Origin of the sequence: Streptomyces sp. WZ.A104, assembly GCF_002382885.1 — a bacterium.
Lineage (GTDB): Bacteria > Actinomycetota > Actinomycetes > Streptomycetales > Streptomycetaceae > Streptomyces.
On record NZ_NWVL01000065.1, the window covers coordinates 11964 to 34363 of the forward strand.

Sequence of the window (22400 nt, forward strand, 5' to 3'; positions counted from 1 at the left end):
GCGCCGGGGCCTGTGGACTACCGGCCGGTTGTGGAAAACTCCGCCACCGTCACGTACCGCTCGCGCACCTCCCGGTAGCGCACCAGCTCGGCGGCGACCGGGTCCAGGACCCTCGCCCGGCCGCACGCGGCCGCGGCCTCGCGCAGCCGTCGCTCCGCGTCCTGCCCGTAGCGCCGGGCCGGTCCCCGGATGGCCGCCGCGCAGGACCACTCCACCAGCGGCCCGCCGACGACTCCGGCCAGCATGATCAGCGCGGGGGTGACGAGCCCCGGCTCCAGGACGCCGATGATCTGGCCGACCAGCCACAGACCGCCGAAGATCTGGATCAGCGTCATCGACACCTGGGCCAGCACCGCGGCGGGCCACCACTTGGGCCGGGGCGGCTTGGCCGGGCGCCCGCCGACCGGGGGGCCGCCCCTGCTGCCCCGCCCCTCGGCACCGTCACTCCCGGGCTGATCATGCCGGCCGGAGCCGCCGCCCCGCCCGGTGGCTCCGGAGCGCCGCCCGGCACCGCCGCCCCGCCCGCCCGCACCGGGCGCCCCCGCCTTCACCGCGAGCTCGTCCAGCGCTTCGGGCAGCCCCTTCGCCCCGCTGAACGCGGCCTCCCGCACTGCCTGCGCCCAGGGCCCGGGCAGCCCGTCGGCGGCCTCGTCCGCGACGATCCGGACCGCCTGTTCGACCCGCTGCCGGGCCGTCAGTTCCTCCTCTGGCGGGATGAGCGCCTGGCCCATCCGGTCCAGGCTGCCGGGCAGGCCCCGGGACTCGTACCAGCGCCACAGCCGCAGCCACGGCGTCCCGCAGGCCCGCCCCGCGTTCCTGCGCCACTCCCGCTCGGCGGCCTGCCCGGCGGCCGCCGCCCCGACGGCTTCGGCCAGCCGGTCGGTGAACTCCTCCCGGGCCCGTTCGCCAAGACCCGGCCGCCCCTCCGCCACGTACACGGGGCGCAGTCGCGCCGCCGCCGCGTCGACGTCGGCGGAGAGGCGGCGGGTGGCGGCCGTGCGGTCCTGGACGAACCGGCCGACCATCTCGCGCAGTTCGGGCACCCCGTCACCGGTGAGCGCGGACAGGGACATGACGGTGGCGCCGGGTTCGCCGTGCTCGCCCAGGGCGATCCCGTCCTCGTCGAGGAGGCGGCGCAGATCGTCGAGGACGAGGTCGGCGGCCTCGCCGGGCAGCCGGTCGGTCTGGTTGAGGACGACGAAGGTGACCTCGGCGTGTCCGGCGAGCGGGCGCAGATAGCGTTCGTGCAGGGCCGCGTCGGCGTACTTCTCCGGATCGACGACCCAGATCACCGCGTCGACCAGGGCCAGGACCCGGTCCACCTGTTCACGGTGTTCGGTGGCCGCCGAGTCGTGGTCGGGAAGGTCGACCAGGACGAGCCCCTGGAGCACCTCGTCGGAGGCGACGGGCCCGGGGTGGGGCCTGCGCCGCAGCCGCCCCGGGATGGCGAGGCGGTCCAGCAGTCCGGCGGCCCCGTCGGTCCAGCTGCACGCGATGGGCTGGGAGGTGGTGGGGCGGCGCAGCCCGGTGTCGGAGATCTGGGCCCCGGCCAGCGCGTTGAACAGGGTGGACTTCCCGCTGCCGGTGGCGCCCGCGACGGCGACGACGGTGTGCCGGGAGGAGAGCCGCTGCCGGGCCGCGGCCTCGTCCAGCACCCGTCCCGCCTCGGCGAGGGTGTCCCGGTCGAGCCGGGCCCGGGAGAGCCCGACGAGTTCGCGCAGGGCGTCCAGGCGGGCGGGCAGCGGTCCGCCCGAGGGAACGTACGCCTCGACCTGTGGCCGTACGTCGTCCTCGTCCGGGACTCCGGGCCCGGGCTCCCCGCCCCGACGGGCCTCGGCAGCGGCGGCGCGGCGGGCGATGAGCCCGTCGTCCCAGCGCCGGCCGGTGCGCTCGCCGTCGGGCCCCGGCGTGGGCCCGTCCTCGCGGCCACCGTCCTTCCGCGGGCGGGCCTTCGCCGCACCGTTGTCGTGGTCCTCGTCCGTGACGGCGGTCATCGCTGCCACCTCTCCTTCTGCAGTACGGAAAGCGCGGCGATCAGTTCGGCCTGGGGTTCGGGGGCGACGTCGAGGGCGTCGAGCGGGGCGAGGCGGCGGTCGCGTTCGCCGCCGAGCACCTGATCGATATAGCCGGTCAGCAGCTCGCCGCCCTTGTCACGGAGCCTCAGCGCACCCTGGGCGCCGATGCGTTCGGCGAGCTGCTCCCCCGCCGTACGGGCCCGTCGGCCGCCGAGGAGGGCGGCCGCGAGGAGGGCGGCGACGGTCTCGGGGTCGGGCGCCACACTGCGGTCCAGCTGGCGCACCTCCTCGTCGGCCAGCTCCTCCAGGACCCGCCGCCACCTGCGTACGGCGACGGCGATCCGCCCCTCGACGTCCTCGGCGGGCCCCCACACCCCGGCGTCCCGTCCCGCGCCGTCGAACCGGAACAGGGCCCCGGCGGGCTCGCGACGCCACTGGGTGCGGATCTGTTCGTCGGCGGCGGAGACGGAGCACTGGAGGAGGGCCACCAGGCTGTCGACGAGCGCTTCGAGGAGTTCCTCGGGCGCGCTGTAGAGCGGGTAGCCGCGCCACCGGGTCCGCGCGTCCCCGGAGAGCACCGCCCCGCTCTGGAGGCGTCGCCTGATCCGGGCGGCCTCCTTGCCGTACGCGTCCTCGACCACCCCGGTCAGCCGTACAGAGGCGGCGTACTGGGCGGCGACGGCGGCGGCCAGCTCGGGCATCCGTACGTTCAGCGACTCGATGACGCCGGACGCGGTGCGCCCCACCGCCTGCTGCCGGGCCGCGGGGTCCTGGGCCCGGTGGGTGAGCCAGGCGCGCAGCGGGGCGACGGCGGTGGTGGGGAGCAGTCCGCTGCCGCCGCCCGCGGACTCGGGCAGTTCGGGGATGGTGAACCGGGGTACGTCCCCGAGTCCGGCCCGGGTCAGCAGCGCCGCGTACTGCCGCGACACCTCGGCGATCACCTGGTGGGGCACCCGGTCGAGGACGGTGATGAGGGCCGCGTCGTACTCCTTCGCGGTACGCAGCAGGTGCCAGGGCACGGCGTCGGCGTAGCGCGAGGCGGTGGTGACCATCACCCAGACGTCGGCGGCGCAGATCAGCTCGGCGGCCAGGACCCGGTTGCGGACGACGAGCGAGTCGATGTCGGGGGCGTCCAGGATCGCGAGCCCGCGGGGCAGACTGACGGCGGTCTCCACCCGGAGCGCGGTCTCCCCGTGCTCACCGCGCGCCCCGAGGTCGTCGAGCCCGTCGGGGTCGGGCGTCTGCCCCGGCGGCAGCCAGATCCGGGTGAGCTGCGGCAGCACGCGTACCCCGGCGAACCAGTGGTGGTCGTCGGGGTGGCAGACCAGCACCGGGGTCCGCGTCGTGGGCCGCAGCACCCCGGCCTCACTGACCCGGCATCCCACCAGCGAGTTCACCAGCGTGGACTTCCCAGCTCCGGTGGAGCCGCCGATCACGGCGAGCAGCGGCGCCTCGGGGTCCTTGAGGCGTGGGAGCAGGTAGTCGTCGAGCTGGGCGAGGAGTTCGACCCTGGTCTGCCGGGCGCGTTCGGCCCCCGGCAGGGGCAGTGGGAGACGCACAGCGGCGACACGGTCGCGCAGGGCGGAAAGTGCGTCGATGAGCTGAGGCCGTACGTCCATGGTCACCACATGCGAAGAATGCCCAATTTTAGAGCCTTTTTGAAGCTTATAGCCCCCTCTGCGCGGCGGTTCCACCCTCCGGACAGAGGGGACGAGTGGGGCAGGGGCATAACGAGTGCACAACACCCGGCGCGCGGGGGGCGAAAACTGGTGCAGGAATCGCACCCACCTGCGATTATCGGTTCGCTTCACCGAACCTCCACATCGTGCCACGCAGGTGAAGCAGCCGGGTCCAGGGGATCGGAGCCCTATCCTTGTCCCGGCACGGCCACGGAACCACCGATCAGGACTCCCGGCCCCCGTAGCTCAGTGGATAGAGCAGGTGCCTTCTAAGCACTTGGCCGCAGGTTCGAGTCCTGCCGGGGGCGCACGATCCAAGACCCTCTTTCGGGAGGGTCTTTTCTGCTGGTCAGGGCGGTTTCCCACGGCCGGTCGAGAAGCCGGGAAGCGAGGCCGAGGCGGCTTGGAATGTCCCGCTGAAACCGGCCGGTGGCGAGGTTCGGCCTGAAACCGGTCGGCGGCGAGTTTCGCCGGCCGGTCGGCCCGGAAACGGCCCGCAGTTCGGGCCGCCCACCGGGGCTCTGTCGCCGCGGTGGCCGGGCGGAAGCACGCCCGGCTCGGAGCCGAAGGGGAGCGTGTGCGGGACGGTCGAAGTGCCCGATGTCCGGCAACTGCCCACCCGTCCGTCCGCGCCGGAGCAGGCCTGAGCTTCGATCCTCCTGTTCTTCACGGTCACCGGCCTTCCGCTCGCGGACTTACAGCTGCCGTCACAGGCCCCTGCGGCGAGAATCCTCCCTAGTAGGGTCGGAATGTGGCTACTCCTCTGTTCATCGACACAGACCTTCACAACCTTCCCGCCCTCCCCGTGGAGGCTGTGGAACACGGTGAGGTCTTCACGCGACGCTGGGTGGTCGACCTTGCCCTCGATCTCCTCGGCTACACCGTGGACAAGGACCTCACCGAGGTGAGGCTTGTCGAGCCCGCCTGTGGCGCTGGTGCATTCCTGGTCGCGATCGCTTCAAGGATCAGTTCGTCCTGCCGCGCACACAATCGCCCCATCACGGATGCACTCTCCGCAGTTCGAGCCCTGGACCTGTTGCACCGCAACGTGCTGCGGAGCCGCGCGACTGTCGAGGCGCAGTTGGTTGCCGAGGGATGGCCGGCAGAGGAGTCGCGAAAGGTGGCTGCGGCTTGGGTCGAGCAAGGTGACTACCTACTGCAAGCTGACGCCGACCATCGAGCTGACTACGTGGTCGGCAACCCTCCGTACATCCGTCTCGAAGACGTTCCCGACGCCCGGATGACTGCATACCGTCAAGCCTGCACCACGATGGGTGGCCGAGCGGACATCTACATCGGCTTCTACGAAGTAGCGCTACGGAGCCTCGCCCCAGGGGGGCGGCTGGGCTTCATCTGTGCGGACCGCTGGATGCGGAACCAGTACGGTCGTCGACTCCGGCAGATGGTACGCAGCCGCTTCAGCATGGACGTGGCGCTCGTCATGCATGACGTGGATGCCTTCGACGATCAGGTCTCGGCCTATCCGGCCATCACGATCATCTCCAACCAGGCTCAGGGCCGCGCAGTGGCAGCAGACACCACCCGGGAGTTCGGCAGCGCGCAGGCCCGGGACTTTGTGTCCTGGTGTGCACAGGACTCCTCGCGGTCGATCACCACAACGGCATTCCAAGCAGCCCGCATGCCCAACTGGTTCCCGGATGAGGATTCCTGGCCGGCCGCCTCCCCCGCCAGGCTGGCGGTACTCGAGGAACTCACAGAACGCTTCCGGCTGCTGGAAGATGACAAGACAGGCACTCGGGTCGGCATCGGCATTGCCACCGGCGCCGACAAGGTCTTCCTCACGGAGGACAAGGGGCTCGTCGAGAGCGATCGCCTCCTCCCCATGGCCATGGTCCGCGACACGACCAGCGGTGCCCTCCACTGGCACGGCACATATCTGGTCAACCCATGGACAGCCGAGGGCCGCCTCGTCGATCTTGCCGCGTATCCCCGCCTCGCCTCGTACTTCGAGGAACATGGAACCGCGCTACGGAAGCGCTACGTCGCGACCAAGCAGCCTGATCGCTGGTACAAGACGATCGACAAGGTCGATCGCCGCCTGATCGGTCGGCCGAAGCTGTTGTTGCCGGACATGAAGCTGACGATCCATCCGGTCCTCGATGAAGGCGGACTGTACCCTCACCACAACCTGTACTTCATCGTCTCGGCAGCCTGGGACATGCGCGTTCTCGGCGGTCTGTTGCTGTCGAAAGTTGCCGAGGCTTTCGTAGAGGCGTACGCCGTCAAGATGCGAGGGGGAACGATCCGCTTCCAGGCTCAGTACCTCCGCAAGATCCGCGTGCCCGATCCGCAGGCGATCAGCGAGTGCGACCAGATCGCACTCAGGGAAGCCTTCGACAACCGCGATGCGCAGGCTGCCACTGAAGCTGCTCTGCGTGTCTATGGGCTCGCCGAACTACCCGACTAGAAAGGAACGGATCTTGACGGTTACCCGCCAAGACTTCGAGGACGCCATAGCTGCGTACTGGGACGCCAAGAATAATCAGCACGAGCTCTCCGCCATCAAGGACGCCGTGGGGGCGGGAACGGCTGGCTCAGTGCGAGGAGGAAGGCATTTCGACCACATTGTTGCGTTGCTTGCCAAGTTCTTCCTCGATGCTGGTTACGCACCGGAAGACATTCGCGTAAATAAGCAGCAGGGACTGGAGCTTCCTGGGTACTACCGGCCCCAAAAGCAGTGGGATCTCGTGGTGACTCGCGGCAACACCCTGGTTGCCGCCTTCGAACTCAAGGCCCTGGGCGGGCCTTCGTTCGGAAACAACTACAACAACCGGGTCGAGGAAGCACTAGGCAGCGCAGTGGACCTGCGCCGCGCCGCCCTCGCTGACGCTTTCCCCGGCGAGAAGCCGTGGCTCGGGTATTTTTTCCTAATGGAAGATCACCCCAAGTCTCGCAGCCCAGTATCGGTCCGGAAAGGCCCATTTCCGGTCGAGCGGATCTGGCTGGGGAAGTCCTATCAAGACAGGTTCTCCATTTTCTGCGAGCGCCTTATGGACGAGGGGCTTTACGACTCTGTCTGCTATATCACGTCATCGAAGGAGGAAACGAGGCCAACCGAGCCCGTCACAAGCCTGGACTGGCGCCACTTCTCTGCAGCAATCAACGCTCGCATCAGGTACCTGGAGGACCTAGGACTTCCTGGCCCTGGTCAAGGGGATCTGCCGATGTAACAGCATCGCGGCGCCGCTGGATTCGGTGCCGCGATCCGCTTCCGTCAGCCTGCCGGAAACCGACAGTCCGATACAACGAGTGCCGACCTCAGTCGCCCGGAGCATCACTGAGTGCGCCGAGGAGCATTTGCAGCTCGCGCGGACCTCCACCGCAGACCGCCTCCGCTGATTCGATCAGCCCCATTAGGCCCTCCAGCGAGGAATCGCTGCGAACGTGCCCCACTATTCCGACCCAGTAGTCAATCGAATCCGGTGCGCCTGCGACATAGATCTCTTCGGGCAGCTTCGCGTTGCGCAAGAACTCGTAAGCCTTGGTCTTTACGGGAAAAAGAGACAAAAGTACGGCGGATATCGCCAACTCTATTACATTCAGCCAAGCTGCACTGTCGAGCTCCGAGGCAGCCGTCAGTGCGTCAGAGTCAACCTGCGGGCTGCCCCTTCGGTGCAGAAGCGCCCATGAACCATCCCCGTCATGGGGCTCCCGCGCTCCAGCTGGTACGCCCCCGGGCGCTGTCTGCGACGGCTGCTCCTCACCGCCCCCCGCAACGGAATACTCCCGGGCGGCAGAGATCCACAACTCGTGGAACCGGTGCACCTCTTCGTCCCGGTCCCGACCAGCCAGACCGGCAAGTTCATACGCCAGCGCGCGAACGACTGTCAGCGCGGGCAGGTCCGGCTTGCGGAAGGCCGCATGGATGGTGCTCTTGGAGCCGGAGGATGACATTCGTGCCATATCCGGACAACTCGGCCACCCAGCCAGCAAGTGCAGCTGGTGCAGAGCTTCGTTGAGTTCCCTGAGAGCGCCCGGGGGAAGCCCCGGCTTCTGCAAGGCCTTGGCCACGACTTACCCCCGACCGTCCAGCACCGTCCAGAAACGTCCAGCAATACTCGCACGGCGTCCAAACATGTGCTCGGACGCCCTAAGACGTCGAAAGGCAGCCTCACACATCCTGGCCTGCAAGGGAGGGGTGACTCTAGGTTCGGGGCGCCCAGCCAGGGGTGCACGACCAGGAGGGTCTCGAAAGCATGTCGAAGAAGTCCACTTCCGAGAAGTCCACCTTCGAGCGGTTGATCCGCACCGCGCTGTTCGCATCCGTCCGTGGGGCGGCGTACACCGCAGGCGCCGTCATGGTGACGGCAACCGTCTGGTGGCTACAGAGCCTGTAGGTGCCTATCGAGTTCACGAAACGGGGCGTTGAGCTCCTCCTTGCGGGTGGCTCCTGCCGGGGGCGCCACGGCCCTCCCCGACCTCCGCTTCGAGGTCGGGAAGCCGCGCGGCGGCCGCTGAGGCCTGTCCGCCGGGGAGTACGGGACAGCCCCTAAGAGGCCACGCCGCCCAGCCACAGCACGTCACGCGCCCGGGTCATCGCCACGAACAGCTGGCTGCGCAGCAGCTCTTCACGCTCCCGTGCCGTCTCGGCCGCCTCCGCCGCGTGGGGGTCGCCGGACAGCGACCCGTTCGGCAGGGCGGCAGTGTGCTGCGGCAGGTACACGCGCTTGAACTCCAGGCCCTTGGCCCTGCGATAGGTGCCCAGCTTGACCGCGTCGACGGGGCGGCCGTCGTAGTGCTCCAGCGGGCACACCGGGATCTCCGCCTGGGTGAGCAACCGCTGGTAGTGGCCGATGGCCCGCACGGAGGGACACAGCACGGCGGCGTCGGCCCGCGCGCCGTCGGGCAGGGCGTGCAGCGCGTCGAGGAGCGCCCGGTCGTGTTCGGTCACCGTCGGCTCGGTGACCCGCACCACCTGGCCGTCGTGGTACGTGAGATCGACGTCCCGGCGGCCCGGTGTGCGCAGGCCGTCGATGTCGTCGAACGCGACATCGGCTACCACCGCGAGTGCCGTGTCGAGGATCTCCTTGCTGTTGCGGTAGTTGGTGCGCAGGACCTGGCCGCGGTCGCCCCGGATGTCGATGCCGGCGTCGGCGAGGCGGAACCCGCCCGGGTAGACGGCCTGTTGGCCGTCGCCCACCAGAAGGAGGCCGTTGGGCGCATCGCCGGCCAGGGCGTGCAGCAGGCGCACCCCGACGAGGGTGAGGTCTTGGACCTCGTCGACTATCACGGCCGCGTAGGGCGGCTCCCCCGTGTGTCGGGTCGCCTCCGTCAGGGCGAGGGAGAGGACGTCATTGAAGTCGTGCACGCCGCGTTCGGCGCGCAGCGACTCGTACGTCTCGTACAGCTCCCACACGGCCTGCCGGTGCGGCCTGCGCAGAATCGCCCTGCGGCGGCGCCGGGCCACGGTCGCGTACTCCTCGAAGGCGGTGATGCCCCGGCCCTTGATGACGTGGTCGATCTCCTCGCGCCAGTAGCCCGGCGCCGGGTCGATCTCGGCGAGGCGGCTGCCGCGCCCGACACGCGTCCAGGCGAGGCTGAAGGCGGTCTCGGCCTTGTCCTTGTGCAGCCGGACCTGGACGCCGCGCTCCTGGAGGAACTCGTGCGCCCACGCGTGCAGACTGCGGAAGTCCACACGGTCGGCGACCGCCGGGGACATGGCCCGCAAGAAGGTGCCCTGGACCCGGGGCAGGTTGTTGGCGAACGTGACGAACAGGATCCGGCCGCTGGTACGCCGGGCCAGGTGGGCCGCGCGGTGCAGGCCCACAACGGTCTTGCCCGTGCCCGCCGGACCGCTGATGCGCGCCGGGCCCGACCAGTTGCGGCGTACCAGCGCGACCTGGTCGGGGTGGAGGAACGTCATCCACTGCTCGATCGGGTCCCGCATCGCCTCTTCCAGCGCCGCGTCCCGCAGACCGGAGATGTCGAACAGCCCTTCGGGTTCGGACTGTTGGCGCGCATCGGCCTGGCGAGGGAGCCCGGCGGGAGGCGGCGGGGGCGTCTGTGCGACCTCCGATCCCTCGTAGTCGGGGAAGACGCGCTCCAGATGGTCGGCGATCGCCCGGACCGATTCCTTACGCAGCCGGGAGCGTTCGGACAGGAGGGCGGGGCCGACCTCGTGCTCCCCCAGGAGCCGGATCCGGCCGAGCTCGGCGTCGACCCGACGGCCCGCGAAGACCATGAGCGGCTGGACCGCCACCGGGGACAGTCCGAGCGAGGCGACCGCGCCCTCGGCGGCCTTCGTCACCGCCAGGAGCCTGGTGGCGTGCTCGTCGCGCGGTTCGCCGCCCGCCCGGAGCTTGCCGTCCAGGACCTCGGGTGCGGACCGCCAGTTCTTGACGTCGATCACGAAGACCCCGCCGGGCCCCACCAGCAGCATGTCCACGTTGGCGGTACGCGTCCCCGGCCACCGCCGGTCCACGAGCAGACGCCAGCCGCGCTCCGTGAGCACCAGCAGCTGAGCGGCGACCAGGCGTTCGCCCTCGCTCCCCGCCTCCCACTGGCGTGCCTGGCGCCGGGCCGCCTGCCACTGTTCACGCAGCAACCGCTCCTGGCGCCGCGCCTCCTGGGCCCGTCGCGAAGCCGACCCGCCTGCCCCCATACCCAGCCCCCCTCGTACGCCCCGTAGTGATCATAGGACGGTCAGCGACGGGGCGTCAGGGCGCGTCGCTTTCCGGGGCTCGACGAACCGCGTGGCCGCGAGCGCCGGAAGCAGCGGCCCGGCGCCTACAGCGCTGGACACCTCGACCGCGTCGGAGTCCGGTTCCTCGTTCGACCCTCCACGTCCCCCGTCCGCCTGGGTGACGCGTTCCGTCACCGGGTTCGTCAACCTACCGGGGGGGTGACTCCCCGGCGTCTCACGCGTCCCGCCGCCTCAGGAGCAGCAGGGCGGCCGACGCGACGGCGGCCGTGCAGGCGGCGACGAGGAGCAGGGAGGGCCAGGGGCCGAGGCTGCCCACGGCGTCGGCGGTGGCCTCGGAGGTCTGGGTGAGCTTCTCCAGGGCGGCCGTCGGGGAGACTCCGGCGACCCAGCGCTCGGCGTCGCCGAAGAGGGGGCCGAACAGGGACGGCAGGAGCAGCACGCCGATCACCGTGGTGACCGCCCCGGCGGAGTGGCGTACGAGGATGCCGACGGCCAGGCCCAGCACGGCGGCCACCGCGAAGGAGGCGGCGATGCCGAACAGGGCGGGCAGCGGCTCGCCCTGCGCGTAACGGCCCTGCGGCAGCAGCGCGTCCCCGACGAGGTAGGCGAGGGAGCAGGAGAGCAGGGCGAGGACGTACATCACGCCCGCCACCAGGGTCGCCTTGGCCGCGAGGACCGCGCCCCGGCGGGGAACGGCGGCGAACGTCGTACGGATCGTGCCGCTGCTGTACTCCCCGGTGACCACCAGCGCACCCACCACCGCCGCCAGCATCTGGGCGACGACCGAGAGCGTGAGGCTGCCGCCGAGGACGGTGTCGTCGGGTTGCAGGCTGCCGGTGGCGGCGACGAACACCGCGCCGACGACGGGGAGTGCGGCGGCGGCCGCGGTCGTCCACACCGTGGAGCGCACACTGCGGAACTTGATCCACTCGTAGGCGAAGGCCTCCGGGAAACCGGTCCGCTTCCGCCGCGTTTCCCTGTTCGTTCCGGGTCGGTCGAGAACGGTCATCGGACTGTCTCCTTCCGGCTCGCCGAGTGGGTCCTGTCCTCGGCCCGGTAGGCCCGGAACTCCACCGAGGACTGCGACAGCGTCGTGTAGACCTCCTCCAGCGAGGAGTGTGCGGGCGTGAGTTCGTGGACGGCGATCCCGTGGTCGCGGGCCAGGTCGCCGATGGTCGCGGCATCGGGCCCGTCGACCCGCCAGCCGCCGCGGGCGTCGAGCCGGACGCCCGCTCCAGCCGCTGCCAGCAGGGCCCGGAGCTTCTCCGGTTCGGGGGACCGTACGAGCGTGTGGGCGCGGGAGTTGGTCTCGATGAAATCGCGCATCGTGGTGTCCGCGAGGAGCCGGCCCTGTCCGATCACGATGAGGTGGTCGGCCGTGAGCTCCATCTCGCTCATGAGGTGGCTGGAGAGGAAGACCGTGCGGCCCTCCGCCGCCAGCGACTTCATCAGCTCCCGGATCCAGCGGATGCCCTCGGTGTCGAGGCCGTTGACCGGTTCGTCGAGGATCAGCACCTCCGGGTCGCCGATCAGCGCGGCCGCGATGCCGAGCCGCTGGCCCATGCCGAGCGAGAAGCCCTTGGTGCGTTTGCGGGCCGTCGCGACCGGCAGGCCGACCAGGTCGAGCACCTCCTCGACGCGGCGGCGCGGGATGCCGTTGCTCGCCGCGAGTCCGGCCAGGTGGTGGTAGGCGGAGCGGCCGCCGTGGACGCCCTTGGCGTCGAGCAGCGAGCCGACGGCGCGCAGCGGGCGGGGAAGGTCCCCGTACGCCTTCCCGTCCACGGTGACGCGTCCCGCGCTCGCGGAGTCGAGGCCGAGGATCAGGCGCATGGTGGTCGACTTCCCGGCGCCGTTCGGACCGAGGAAGCCGGTCACCCGGCCGGGGCGGACGGTGAACGACAGCCGGTCGACGGCGGTCCGGTCGCCATAGCGTTTGGTGAGTTCCGTTGCTTCGATCATGCCGCCGACGCTACGAGCGGGGGGCCGGGGGCGAATCCTCCGGCGGGAGCCGCCTCCTACTCCCGCCGGAGTACGGTCCTGTCGGCGCACGGTCCTGTCGGCGCACGGTCCTGTCGGCGCGCCGTCCTGTCGGCCTGGTCAGCGGTCTCCGGCTCTGACCAGGCCCGTTTCGTAGGCGAGGACCACCAGCTGGGCCCGGTCGCGGGCTCCGAGCTTGGTCATGGTCCGGCTGACGTGGGTCTTCGCCGTCAGCGGACTCATGATCAGCTCCTTGCCGATCTCCTCGTTGGTCAGTCCGGCGGCGACGAGCGCCATCACCTCGCGTTCCCGGTCGGTGAGGACCGCGAGCCGTTCGGCGCCCGCCGCCTCGGGCGCCTTCAGCCGGGCGAACTCCTCGATCACCTGACGGGTGACGGCCGGGGCGAGCAGGCTCCGGCCCGCGGCGACGGTGCGGATCGCGGCGCGCAGGTCGTCCGGCTCGATGTCCTTGAGCAGAAAGCCCGCGGCACCGTGGCGCAGGGCCTCGAAGACGTACGCGTCCACCTGGTACGTGGTGAGCATGACCACGCGGACGTGGTCGAGGGAGCGGTCCCGCGCGATCCGGCGGGTGGCTTCCAGGCCGTCGACGCCGGGCATCCGGATGTCCATCAGCACGACGTCCGGACGGGTCATCCGGACCGCCTCGACGGCCTGGGCGCCGTCGGCAGCCTCCGCGACGACGATCAGGTCGTCGGTGAGGTCGAGGAGGGCCCGGAACCCGGCCCGTACGACGGTCTGGTCGTCGGCGAGGACCACGCGGACGGTCGTCGCGCTCGCGGAGGTGCCGTCCGGCCGCTCGGTCATGAGGTCGCTCCGGAGGTCGTGCTCACGGGGTCGCTCCAGAGGTCGTGCTCACCGGTCGCTCCAGGAGTGGTGCTCACGGAGTCCCTCCTTCGGCCGGGAGCTCCGCCGGGAGTTCCGGCGGGAGTTCCGCCGGGAGTTCCGCCGGGAGTTCGGCGTGGACGCGGAATCCGCCGCCCGGGTCCGGACCGTACGTGACACTGCCTCCCACCGAGACCGCCCGCTCCCGCATCCCGATCAGGCCGAAGCCCTGGTCGGCGGCCCCGGCTCCGGGCGGGTCCGGGGGCGGCGGGACCGGCGGGCCGTCGTCCACGACCTCCACGCTCAGCCGGGGGCCGGTGCGGGTCACCGACACCGCGGCGTGCGTGGCCGCGGAGTGCCTCACCACGTTGGTCAGCGCCTCCTGCACGATGCGGTACGCGATGGCCTCGACGACCGCGGGAACCCCGGCGCCCCCCGTGTCCCGGCGCAGGCTGACCCGTACCCCACCCGCCTCGACCCCCGCCACCAGCTCGTCCAGCTGGTCCAGGCGGGGCGCGGGGGCCGTGGACTCCGCCTCGCGCAGGACGGACAGGGTGGCGCGCAGCTCCCGTACGGCTTCCTTGCCGGAAGCGCGCACCTGGGTCATCGCGCGCCGGGACACCTCAGGGGCCGTGTCCAGCGCGTCGAGGGCCACCCCGGCCTGGACGGTCATCGCGCTCACGGTGTGCGCGAGGATGTCGTGGACCTCCCGGGCGACCCGCGCCCGTTCCTCCCGGACCCGGCGGGCCGCCTCCCGCTCGCGGTCCTCCTCGGCCCGGACGGCCCGTGCCGCGTACTCGGCGAGCAGTTCCCGGCGGGTCCGTACCACCTCACCCAGCAACAGCGGGACGAGCGGCCAGACCATCTCCAGGACGGGCAGGCCCTGCGGGTTCACCACGTCCCGTCCCACCACCAGCGCGACCGCACCGGAGGCGAGCGAGGCGACGACCGCCGTCCACAGGGTGCGCCGCCGGTCGCCCAGCACCGCGACCGTGTACAGGGCCACGATCACCGGGAGGTTCAGCAGCTCCCCGATGTGCCCGTACAGTGCCCACCCGGCGCAGGCCGCCCCGGTCACGCAGGCCACCGGAACGGGCCAACGGCGGCGGCGCACGAGTGCCGCCAGCGAGACCACGAGCAGCGCCCAGGTCAGCGCGTCGGCCTGGCGGTAGCCGGGATCGTTGACCGCCGCGTCGGCCGCCGTGAACACCCCGACCACCGCCGCCACCAGCAGATCCGCGGCAAGCGGCGGCAGGGCCCGCGCGCGGGCGGCCAGGCGGTCGAAGGTCATCACCCCCTCACGGTAGGAGGCGCTGCGCCCGGCCGCATACGACAGAGGGAGTACGACAGCGGGAGCGGGAGTATCCGGGGCGCGTCGTTCCGGAGGTACGGCACACCCCCGCCGCGGCATGCTCCCGGACAGGCGTTCGGACCCGCTCGGGCGGGAGTTCGGAAGGCGGCGCAACCTTCCGCCGGACGGGACGTTCGGTAGGGCTCGGAAGCGGGCAAATCATCAGGTAGGCCATATGTGGCCCTCGTCCCCCCACCCCCCAGGCCGCTCCCGACGGCCGCATCAACCGGCGCACCTGCGCAACTTCCCGTGCTCTCTCCCCCCCGGGGGGCCGTCGGCCCCGCCGCACGCACAACGGACCGCGGACACCGAACCGCGCACGACGAACCGCCCGCACATCGAACCGCCCGCACACCGACCGCCCGTGTGAACCCACACACCCGCTTGACCCCACGCAGCCGCTGGGAAAGGAGCGCCACGATGGCGACGCCGCTGTCCGCCGACAAGCTGCTCAAAGCCCTCCGCGACGAAGGCCTCCACGTCGTCGAACACCGGAGCTGGCGTACCAACAACCGCAACCACAAGGGCCCCTGGGGTCCGACGCACGGGGTGATGATCCATCACACCGTCACCTCGGGCACGACGTCCTCCGTCGAGCTCTGCTACAACGGCCACTCCGCCCTGCCCGGCCCGCTCTGCCACGGCGTCATCGCCAAGGACGGGTCCGTCCACCTCGTGGGCAACGGCCGCGCCAACCACGCCGGACTCGGCGACGACGACGTACTGCGTGCCGTCATCGCGGAGAAGGCGCTGCCCCCCGACAACGAGGCCAACACCGACGGCAACAGGTATTTCTACGGCTTCGAGTGCATCAACCTCGGCGACGGGAAGGACCCGTGGCCCGCCGCCCAGCTGCTGGCGATCGAGCGGGCCGCCGCCGCCGTCTGCCGGGCCCACGGCTGGACGCAGCGGTCGGTGATCGGGCACCTGGAGTGGCAGCCGGGCAAGATCGACCCGCGCGGGTTCACGATGAACTCGATGCGCACGAGAATCGGCAAGCGGCTCGGCGGCGCCCCGGACGGCCCCTCCAAGCCGCCGCCGAGACCGAGGTACGAGCCGTACCCGGGGGCCGCGTTCTTCAAGGTCGGCCGCAACAGCCCGATCGTCACAGCGATGGGAAAGCGCCTGGTCGCCGAGGGCTGCGGCCGGTACACGGTGGGTCCCGGCCCAGCGTGGTCCGAGGCCGACCGGCGGTCGTACGCCGCCTGGCAGCGCAAGCTGGGCTACACGGGCGGCGACGCGGACGGCATCCCCGGCAGGACCAGCTGGGACCGGCTGAAGGTCCCCAACGTGTGACGCTGGAGGCCGGAGGCCACCCACGTGCGGGTGACCCGGCGACTGACTGTCTGCCTCCGAGGAGCGGTGCGATGACGGTAGAGGTACGGACGGTCACGGCCGGAGGACTGCCCCGGTACACCGACGGCATCCACGACGCGTACGCACGAGCGTTCGCGGGCCCGCCGTGGAACGAGAATCCGGCCGGGGCGGACGCCTGCGCCGAGCGGCCGGCGCGGGACGCACGGCGGCCCGGGCGCCCCTCGGCCCCCGTCACCCCTGGCGCGCGGAGGCCGGTCGGGGATGACGCCCTACAGGGCCGCGGTCAGCAGGGCGCACGCCGCCAGCGCGAACGCGGTGCGGACCTGGTGGAGGGTGTTCCAGCGGGGCTCGAAGGCCGCGCGCGCCGCACTGTCGTCGCCGCCCTCGGACGCGGCGAGGGCGTTGTTGAGCGGGACGTTCCCGGCGATGGTCACCACATGGCCGGCGACCGCGCAGACCAGGGCGGCCACGATGGCGGGCCCCGCCACCTCGTCGTGCTCGCCCAGGCCGGTGAAGAACGCGGCGGCGGGCAGGGCGACCACGCTCAGGAACAGGACGAGGAAGACGGGCCCGGGAACCTTCTCGTTGAAACGGCGCATGGCAGCCGTGAACTGTTGGTCCGTCAGTTCTGCGAGGCCGGGCATGATCGCGACCAGGAAGGTCAGCATGAAACCCGCGTAGAGGCCGTTGACGATCACGGAGAGCGCCAGGAGCAGGGAGGTCATGGCGGACATCATGACGCGGAACTCCGGTGCGTACGGCCATTCACCGGATGACCGTACGAACACCTCCGCGCGGACGCACGCCCTTCTCCGCTCCCTCCTGGTGTGACGTGACGCCGCAGTTGGCCAGTTGGCGGTCCAGTTGGCCGGTGCGGCTCGTCCTGCGCGAGGAGCTGGTACTCGGGCGAACCGCCGGGCCGCGTGACCACCCGGCTCACCGTCCCGCCTCCGCCTCGTGAGGAGATCTGCGTCCACCCCTCACACGTACGCGTTGCAGCTGACCGGAACGCGCAAGACTGACTGGCCGGCGGACTGACTCGTGGCCCTGGTCGACCAGACCGGCCGACCAGGGCCACGACACAGCTCCCGCCCCGCTCGGTCGATCCCGCCCTCAGTCGATCTCGCCCTCGGTCGGTTCCGGTCCCTTGTCCGTGCCCGGTCCGCCCTTGAGCCGGTTCGCCTGGCCGATGGCCGTGGCCAGCTTCCGTACGGAGCTGTCCTCGGTCGTCTCCGCCAGTTGGGCCGCCCGGGACGCGAGTGCTCCGAGCCCGGGCGCCCCGGGGAGGTCGCCGTTGCGCAGGTTGTCCGCGAAGAAGGCAGCCACGGCTGCCACTTGGAGCCGGTCGGTGTCGCCGCCCCACAGGGGGCCGCCGATCGCGTCGGTCCGTACGGTGCCGGTCTTCTCGTGGGCCTTGCGGGTCTTGGGGTCGAGCCAGCGCACGGTGGCCCTGGCGACTGTGCCGGACGTGCCCGCGCGCAGGCGTACGGCGTACAGAGCGGTCACCGTGTGGCCGGGGCCGACCTCGCCGCCGTCGACGCTGTCGTTCCGGAAGTCCTCGTCGGCGACCTTGCGGTTCTCGTAGCCGATCAGCCGGAACTGCCGCACCGTCTTCGGGTCGAACGCCACCTGGGCCTTGGCGTCCCGCGCCCGGATTTCGAGGTGGGCGGGCAGCTGGTCGACGAAGACCTTGCGGGCCTGCTCGTCGTCACCGACGTACGTGGTGTTCCCGTCGCCCTTGTTGGTGAGCTGCTCCATGAACGCGTCGCCGTAGTCGCTGCCGACCCCGACGCCGAAGAGGGTGATGCCGTACTCGCGGCGGGCCGAGTCGATCTTCTCCAGGATGTTCTCGGCCTTGGTGTCGCCGGTGTTGGCCAGCGCGTCGGACAGCAGCACGACTCGGTTGGTGGCGCCCTCGCGGTGGCCCTCGACGGACTCCTCGTAGCCGAGGGTGATGCCCGCTTCGGCGTTGGTGGACCGTGCCGGCCTCAGCTCCGCCACCGCGCTCTTGATCCGGTTCCGGTTGTCCTTGATACGAGTCATCGGGAGCCGGGTCTCGGCCTCATTGCTGAAGGTGACCAGGGAGATGGAATCGTCGTCGCGCAGCTCGTCGGTGAGGACCGTGAGGGACTTCCTGACCAGGTCGAGGCGGCCGACCTCGGCCATGGAGCCCGAGATGTCGACGACGAACGTCAACGCTGCGGGCGGCCGTTCACTGGCCGGCGGGGCAGTCCTCGTGGCCAGCCCGACTCGAAGCAGCGACCAGTCGGAGGCTCCGGTTCCGCCACCCCCGCCTCCTCCCCCGCCCTCGCCTCCGCCCTTCAGGGCGTCGATGCGCGCCCCGTCGACGGTCACCGAGAAGCCGTTGCCCGCGGGCCGTTCGTACCCCTGGCGGAAGCTGTTGACGAACTCCTCGGGCCGTACGTCCTGGGGTGCGGGCAGCTTGCCGTCGCCGAGGGTGCGGCGCGCGTAGCCATAGCTCGCGGTGTCCACGTCCAGGGCGAAGGTGGAGAGATAGTCGGGCTCGGCCGGGTCCGGCTGCGCCCGGCCCTCCTCGCTCTCCCGGACCCCCTGTGCGGGCGCGGCCGCATCGGGCGCGGGCTGTCCACCGGTCGCCCCCGGCCCTTTGCGGGCGGCGGAGCTGCGGTCGGCGGTGGCCCCGCTGTCTCCGGTGCCGCCGCAGGCCGTGAGCAGCACGCCGCCCGCCAGCAGGAGCGCGAGGACTCCGGTCCGCCCGACCGCCGTCCGGCCCCCTGTCCCCGCCCCCGCGCCTGCCCTTGCCCGCTTCCCGCGCCGCTGACTGTGCGGTCCGAGCCGATTGGCCTGGTTCATTCCTAGCCCCCCACGTTGTCACGATGTCCTCGACATCTGTGAATGTGACGTACGGGGCCCCCGGGCGGAGTCGACGAAAGCGTTGCGGAACCATCTCGATGCGGCAACAGCGGGCGGGCGACCGGCGGAACATCAGGTTCAGGACACGATGTCCTTACGGCTGAACCCGCGGAAGGCCAACGCGAACAGGATCAGGGCATAGGTCACTGATACGGCCGTGCCCTTGATCATGCCGCCCCACTCCAGTTGCGGCTGAAGCGCGTCGGCCCAGGCGAACTGCCAGTGCGCGGGCAGGAAGTCGCGCCAGGAGCCGAGTGCGGTGATCGCGTCGAGCACATTGCCGAGAATCGTGAGGAAGACCGCGCCGCCGACCGCGCCGAGCGGCGCGTCCGTCTTCGTGGACAGCCAGAACGCCAGCCCGGCGGTGACCAGTTGGGAGACGAAGATGAACGCCACGACGAGCGCGAGGCGCGGCACGGTGTCCCCGGCCGCCAGCGCTCCCCCGGTGGGCAGTTTCAGCGGGCCCCACCCGTAGGCCGCCGTGCCCGCCGCCAACGCGACGACCGGCAGCAGCACCATCGCGGCCAGGCTGAAGCCCAGCGCCACGACCAACTTGCTCCACAGCAGCCGCACACGCGGCACCGGCGCGGCGAGCAGATAGCGCAGCGAGGACCAGCTCGCCTCGGAGGCGACGGTGTCCCCGCAGAACAGGGCCACCGGGATCACCAGCAGGAACCCGGCCGAGACGAACAGTGAGGTAGCGGCGAAGTTCGCGGCCGACTCGGTCGCCACGTCCATCAGGTTGATCCGGTTGCCGCCCCGGCCGCCGCCCTCGCCGTCCGGTGTGCCGCCGATCGCGAAGGCGATGATCAGGATGAACGGGAGGGCGGCGAGCACCCCGCCCATGAGCAGGGTGCGGCGCCTGCGCAACTGCCGCATGGCCTCGACGCGGAGGGGGAGGGTGCGCCCGGCGCGGTAGCCCGCGGCCTCCGGGTGCTCGGTCTCCACCCGGGACTCGGGAGGCTGGACGGGGGCGCTCATGCTGCTCCTCCGGAGATCAGGGTGAGGAAGGCGTCCTCCAGGCGGCGGTGTGGTCCGACGCCGGTGACCGGGACGTCGAGCCGGACGAGGTCGGCGACGAGCCGTGAGGTGGTGGCCCCGTCGAGGCGGACGAGGAGTCCGCGCCCGTCGTCGGTGCGGACGGCGGAGCCGATGCCGGGCAGGGCGGCGACCTTCTCCGCCAGCGGCTCGGACACCTCCTCCGCCACGCTCACCAGGAGCATGTCGCCGGAGCCGGTGATCTCGGCGACCGGACCCGCCTGGACGAGCCGGCCCCGGTCCATGACGACCAGGTGGGTGCAGGACTGCTCGACCTCGGAGAGCAGGTGGCTGGAGACGATGACGGTCCGGCCCCCGGCCGCGTAACGGATCATCACGTCCCGCATCTCACGGATCTGCGGCGGGTCGAGCCCGTTGGTCGGCTCGTCGAGGATGAGCAGGTCCGGCATGCCGAGCATGGCCTGCGCGATGGCGAGCCGCTGCCGCATGCCCTGGGAGTACGTCCGTACGGCACGGGCCAGCGCGTCTCCGAGTCCGGCGATCTCCAGGGCCTCGTCGATGCGGGCGTCCTCGGCGGGGCGGCCGGTGGCCTGCCAGTACAGGTCGAGGTTGGCGCGCCCGGAGAGGTGCGGCAGGAACCCGGCCCCCTCCACGAACGCCCCGACCCGGGAGAGCACGGGTGCGCCGGGCCTGATGGCCTGCCCGAAGACGCGGATCTCGCCCTCGTCGGGGCTGATGAGCCCCATGAGCATGCGCAGGGTCGTCGTCTTGCCCGCGCCGTTGGGCCCCAGCAGCCCGAGCACCTGCCCCTTCTCGACGCGGAAGGACAGCTCGCGCACGGCGTACCGGTCGACGGACTTCGCGTACTTCTTCGAGAGCCCGGTGATCTGGAGCGGTACCTCGGCGAGTTCGGGGTCCGGCGCGGGCGTCGCGGTGCGGCGGCGGGCCGTGAGCAGCAGACCGGCCGCGATGACGAGGGCGGCGGCGGGAAGGCCCCAGGTCCACCACGGGGGCGCGGCGGCCGCGGTCCGCACGGCGGGCGCGGTGGGGATGGTCAGCGGGCCGTCGGCGGTCACGGTGTACGTGGCGGGCTCGGCCGGGGACGCGTAGCCGAGGTCGGTCGCGGAGAACACCAGCCGCAGCCGGTGTCCGGCGTCGAACTCGTGGTCCACGGCGGGCAGGGCCAGTTCGAGGGGCTTGCCCTGCTGGTCGGGGGTGATCCGGTAGGGGGCGACGAGCTGGTGGGGCAGCACCTGCTGCCTGCCGTCCGGCGACACGTCGTACACCTTGCCGAAGAGCACCGCGTCCCGGCCGCCGCTCGCCGTCACGTTGACTTTGACGGTCGGTGTGCCGGTGACGCGTACGGAGGTGTCGAGCGGGGCGGACTCGAAGCGGCCGAACTGCCCGGGGAAGTCGAGCGAGAGCCCGACGCCGAGGGAGGAGAGCTGGGCGAGTCCGCCGCCGATGCCCGGCACGGCGGAGATGGCGGGCGGCGAGGAGCCGGCCGGGTTGCGGAAGGTCTTCGTCCCACCGCCGAGCGCGAGGTCGCGGCCGCCGCTGCGCAGCCCGGGGTAGGTGTCGCTGCTCGCCCCGCGCAACAGGGCGGCGCCGTCGGTGGAGTCGAGGCCTCCGGTCCGGGTGACCCGGAAGGCGGGCCCGGTGTCGGTGCCGCTCTCCTCCTTCAGATACCGGTCGAACCAGGCCCCGACGCGCCCCTCGACGCGGCTCGTCTCGCTGTCGCCGCCGTCGTGCCCGCCGGAGATCCAGTCGACGGAGACGGGCGCGCCGTTGGCGCTGATGGCCTTCTGCATGGCGTCGGCGTGGCCGAGCGGGAAGAGGGAGTCGGACTGCCCCTGGAGGAGGAGCGAGGGAACGTTGATGCGGTCGGCGACGGCGGACGGCGACCGCTCTGCGAGCAGCTTCACCGCCTCGGCGTCGGGCTTGCCGCTGACGGCGACCCGCTCGTACATCTCGCAGAGTCGCTGCTCGAACTTCTCGCAGCCGCCGCCGGTGGTGATGAAGATCCCGGCCCAGAGCTTCTTGAAAACCCCTTCGGGGAAGAGGGCGTCGGCGAGGTTCCAGTAGGTGATCACCGGCGCGATGGCGTCGACGCGCTCGTCGTGCCCGGCGGCCAGCAGGGACACGGCCCCGCCGTAGGAGGCTCCGGTGAGGCCGACCCGCGGGTCGCCCTTCCCGTCGAGCTCGACCTCGGGCCGCCCGGCCAGCCAGTCGATGAGCCGGGAGACATCCCTGACCTCGTGCTCCGGGTCGTTGAGGGAGATCTTCCCGCCGGACTTCCCGAAGCCGCGCGCGGACCAGGTCAGCACCGCGTACCCGTCGGCGGCCAGCTTCTCGGCCTGGGCCCGTACGTCGTCCTTGCTGCCGCCGAAGCCGTGCCCGATGAGCACGGCGGGCCGCTTGCCGGACCCTTCTCCGTAGAAGTACGAGGTGTCGACCGGCACCCCGTCCATCCGCAGCGTCCGGTCCTCGCGCTGCACGGCGGGCGAGCCGTCGTCGGCGACGGCGCTGAAGGTGCCACCGCCCACGAGCACGGCGAGCGCGGCGCCGGCCGCGGCCCACCGGCCGGGGGTGCGGGGCAGCAGGCGCCGCCATCGAGCAGTAGGGGTCTCCATCCCTCGACCCTAGTCGGCGGACGCAACCCG

The 22400-nt window shown here is 71.4% G+C and carries 16 protein-coding genes and 1 tRNA gene; 5 read left to right on the plus strand and 12 right to left on the minus strand.

Annotated elements, in window-relative coordinates; genetic code table 11:
• Positions 1–17: 17 nt before the first annotated feature.
• On the minus strand, positions 18–1994 hold the full coding sequence (locus tag CIB93_RS28325) for a YfjP family GTPase (protein ID WP_096630953.1): 1977 nt from the start codon (positions 1992–1994) through the stop codon (positions 18–20).
• Complete coding sequence (locus tag CIB93_RS28330) at positions 1991–3634, minus strand: ATP-binding protein (protein ID WP_096630954.1); 1644 nt, start codon at positions 3632–3634, stop codon at positions 1991–1993. Before CIB93_RS28330 ends, CIB93_RS28325 begins: the two co-directional genes overlap by 4 nt.
• 295 nt (positions 3635–3929) lie before the next feature.
• On the opposite strand from CIB93_RS28330, the gene CIB93_RS28335 reads away from it, so the two are divergent.
• From CIB93_RS28335 to CIB93_RS28345, 3 genes are all read left to right on the plus strand, one after another.
• Positions 3930–4002, plus strand: a tRNA-Arg gene (locus CIB93_RS28335).
• Positions 4003–4445: 443 nt separating this feature from the next.
• Positions 4446–6122: an Eco57I restriction-modification methylase domain-containing protein gene (locus tag CIB93_RS28340; RefSeq protein WP_096630956.1), complete on the plus strand. Its 1677-nt coding sequence runs from the start codon at positions 4446–4448 to the stop codon at positions 6120–6122.
• Positions 6123–6135: 13 nt separating this feature from the next.
• Positions 6136–6885: a PaeR7I family type II restriction endonuclease gene (locus tag CIB93_RS28345; RefSeq protein WP_096630957.1), complete on the plus strand. Its 750-nt coding sequence runs from the start codon at positions 6136–6138 to the stop codon at positions 6883–6885.
• 88 nt (positions 6886–6973) lie between these two features.
• Here CIB93_RS28345 and CIB93_RS28350 read toward each other — a convergent pair whose 3' ends face one another.
• Positions 6974–7726 (minus strand): hypothetical protein, encoded by a 753-nt coding sequence (locus tag CIB93_RS28350; protein ID WP_143660098.1) that lies wholly within the window; start codon positions 7724–7726, stop codon positions 6974–6976.
• Positions 7727–7911: 185 nt separating this feature from the next.
• Between CIB93_RS28350 and CIB93_RS38165 the strand changes: the two genes are divergently transcribed.
• On the plus strand, positions 7912–8052 hold the full coding sequence (locus CIB93_RS38165; protein WP_158740469.1) for a hypothetical protein: 141 nt from the start codon (positions 7912–7914) through the stop codon (positions 8050–8052).
• A 152-nt stretch (positions 8053–8204) separates the two neighbouring features.
• Here the strand turns inward: CIB93_RS38165 and CIB93_RS28355 are convergent, their stop codons facing one another.
• The 5 genes from CIB93_RS28355 to CIB93_RS28375 all read right to left on the minus strand — a co-directional run bounded on the left by CIB93_RS28355 (position 8205) and on the right by CIB93_RS28375 (position 14469).
• Positions 8205–10316 carry a nuclease-related domain-containing DEAD/DEAH box helicase gene (locus CIB93_RS28355; RefSeq protein ID WP_096630960.1) on the minus strand — a complete coding sequence of 704 codons (2112 nt, stop codon included), beginning with the start codon at positions 10314–10316 and terminating at the stop codon, positions 8205–8207.
• Between the two features lie 256 nt (positions 10317–10572).
• Positions 10573–11367 (minus strand): ABC transporter permease subunit, encoded by a 795-nt coding sequence (locus CIB93_RS28360; RefSeq protein WP_096630962.1) that lies wholly within the window; start codon positions 11365–11367, stop codon positions 10573–10575.
• On the minus strand, positions 11364–12317 hold the full coding sequence (locus CIB93_RS28365; protein WP_096630963.1) for an ABC transporter ATP-binding protein: 954 nt from the start codon (positions 12315–12317) through the stop codon (positions 11364–11366). The genes CIB93_RS28360 and CIB93_RS28365 overlap by 4 nt, the downstream gene beginning before the upstream one ends.
• Positions 12318–12455: 138 nt before the next feature.
• Entirely contained in the window at positions 12456–13160 is a 705-nt protein-coding gene (locus CIB93_RS28370) for a response regulator transcription factor (RefSeq protein WP_096630965.1), read from the minus strand.
• Between the two features lie 73 nt (positions 13161–13233).
• On the minus strand, positions 13234–14469 hold the full coding sequence (locus CIB93_RS28375; RefSeq protein ID WP_096630966.1) for a sensor histidine kinase: 1236 nt from the start codon (positions 14467–14469) through the stop codon (positions 13234–13236).
• A 480-nt stretch (positions 14470–14949) separates the two neighbouring features.
• Between CIB93_RS28375 and CIB93_RS28380 the strand changes: the two genes are divergently transcribed.
• Entirely contained in the window at positions 14950–15825 is an 876-nt protein-coding gene (locus tag CIB93_RS28380; RefSeq protein WP_096630968.1) for a peptidoglycan-binding protein, read from the plus strand.
• A gap of 290 nt (positions 15826–16115) precedes the next feature.
• On the opposite strand, the gene CIB93_RS28385 is transcribed toward CIB93_RS28380, so the two are convergent.
• The 4 genes from CIB93_RS28385 to CIB93_RS28400 form a co-directional block, all read right to left on the minus strand.
• Positions 16116–16583 carry a DUF1772 domain-containing protein gene (locus tag CIB93_RS28385; RefSeq protein WP_096630992.1) on the minus strand — a complete coding sequence of 156 codons (468 nt, stop codon included), beginning with the start codon at positions 16581–16583 and terminating at the stop codon, positions 16116–16118.
• Between the two features lie 376 nt (positions 16584–16959).
• Complete coding sequence (locus CIB93_RS28390) at positions 16960–18678, minus strand: VWA domain-containing protein (RefSeq protein ID WP_096630969.1); 1719 nt, start codon at positions 18676–18678, stop codon at positions 16960–16962.
• Positions 18679–18816: 138 nt separating this feature from the next.
• Positions 18817–19719, minus strand: a complete 903-nt coding sequence (locus CIB93_RS28395) for an ABC transporter permease (RefSeq protein ID WP_096630971.1) — start codon at positions 19717–19719, stop codon at positions 18817–18819.
• The gene (locus tag CIB93_RS28400; protein WP_179500278.1) at positions 19716–22370 is read right to left on the minus strand and encodes an alpha/beta fold hydrolase; all 2655 of its coding nucleotides are present in this window, start codon (positions 22368–22370) and stop codon (positions 19716–19718) included. Before CIB93_RS28400 ends, CIB93_RS28395 begins: the two co-directional genes overlap by 4 nt.
• Positions 22371–22400: the final 30 nt, after the last annotated feature.

Excerpts from the sequence above, each read along its gene's own strand:
- CIB93_RS28385 (WP_096630992.1), bottom strand. The coding sequence starts at position 16,583 with ATGATGTCCGCCATGACCTCCCTGCTCCTGGCGCTCTCCGTGATCGTC.
- CIB93_RS28380 (WP_096630968.1), top strand. The coding sequence starts at position 14,950 with ATGGCGACGCCGCTGTCCGCCGACAAGCTGCTCAAAGCCCTCCGCGAC.
- CIB93_RS28400 (WP_179500278.1), bottom strand. The coding sequence starts at position 22,370 with ATGGAGACCCCTACTGCTCGATGGCGGCGCCTGCTGCCCCGCACCCCC.
- CIB93_RS38165 (WP_158740469.1), top strand. The coding sequence starts at position 7,912 with ATGTCGAAGAAGTCCACTTCCGAGAAGTCCACCTTCGAGCGGTTGATC.
- CIB93_RS28390 (WP_096630969.1), bottom strand. The coding sequence starts at position 18,678 with ATGAACCAGGCCAATCGGCTCGGACCGCACAGTCAGCGGCGCGGGAAG.
- CIB93_RS28355 (WP_096630960.1), bottom strand. The coding sequence starts at position 10,316 with ATGGGGGCAGGCGGGTCGGCTTCGCGACGGGCCCAGGAGGCGCGGCGC.
- CIB93_RS28365 (WP_096630963.1), bottom strand. The coding sequence starts at position 12,317 with ATGATCGAAGCAACGGAACTCACCAAACGCTATGGCGACCGGACCGCC.
- CIB93_RS28375 (WP_096630966.1), bottom strand. The coding sequence starts at position 14,469 with ATGACCTTCGACCGCCTGGCCGCCCGCGCGCGGGCCCTGCCGCCGCTT.
- CIB93_RS28370 (WP_096630965.1), bottom strand. The coding sequence starts at position 13,160 with ATGACCGAGCGGCCGGACGGCACCTCCGCGAGCGCGACGACCGTCCGC.
- CIB93_RS28330 (WP_096630954.1), bottom strand. The coding sequence starts at position 3,634 with ATGGACGTACGGCCTCAGCTCATCGACGCACTTTCCGCCCTGCGCGAC.
- CIB93_RS28325 (WP_096630953.1), bottom strand. The coding sequence starts at position 1,994 with ATGACCGCCGTCACGGACGAGGACCACGACAACGGTGCGGCGAAGGCC.
- CIB93_RS28395 (WP_096630971.1), bottom strand. The coding sequence starts at position 19,719 with ATGAGCGCCCCCGTCCAGCCTCCCGAGTCCCGGGTGGAGACCGAGCAC.
- CIB93_RS28360 (WP_096630962.1), bottom strand. The coding sequence starts at position 11,367 with ATGACCGTTCTCGACCGACCCGGAACGAACAGGGAAACGCGGCGGAAG.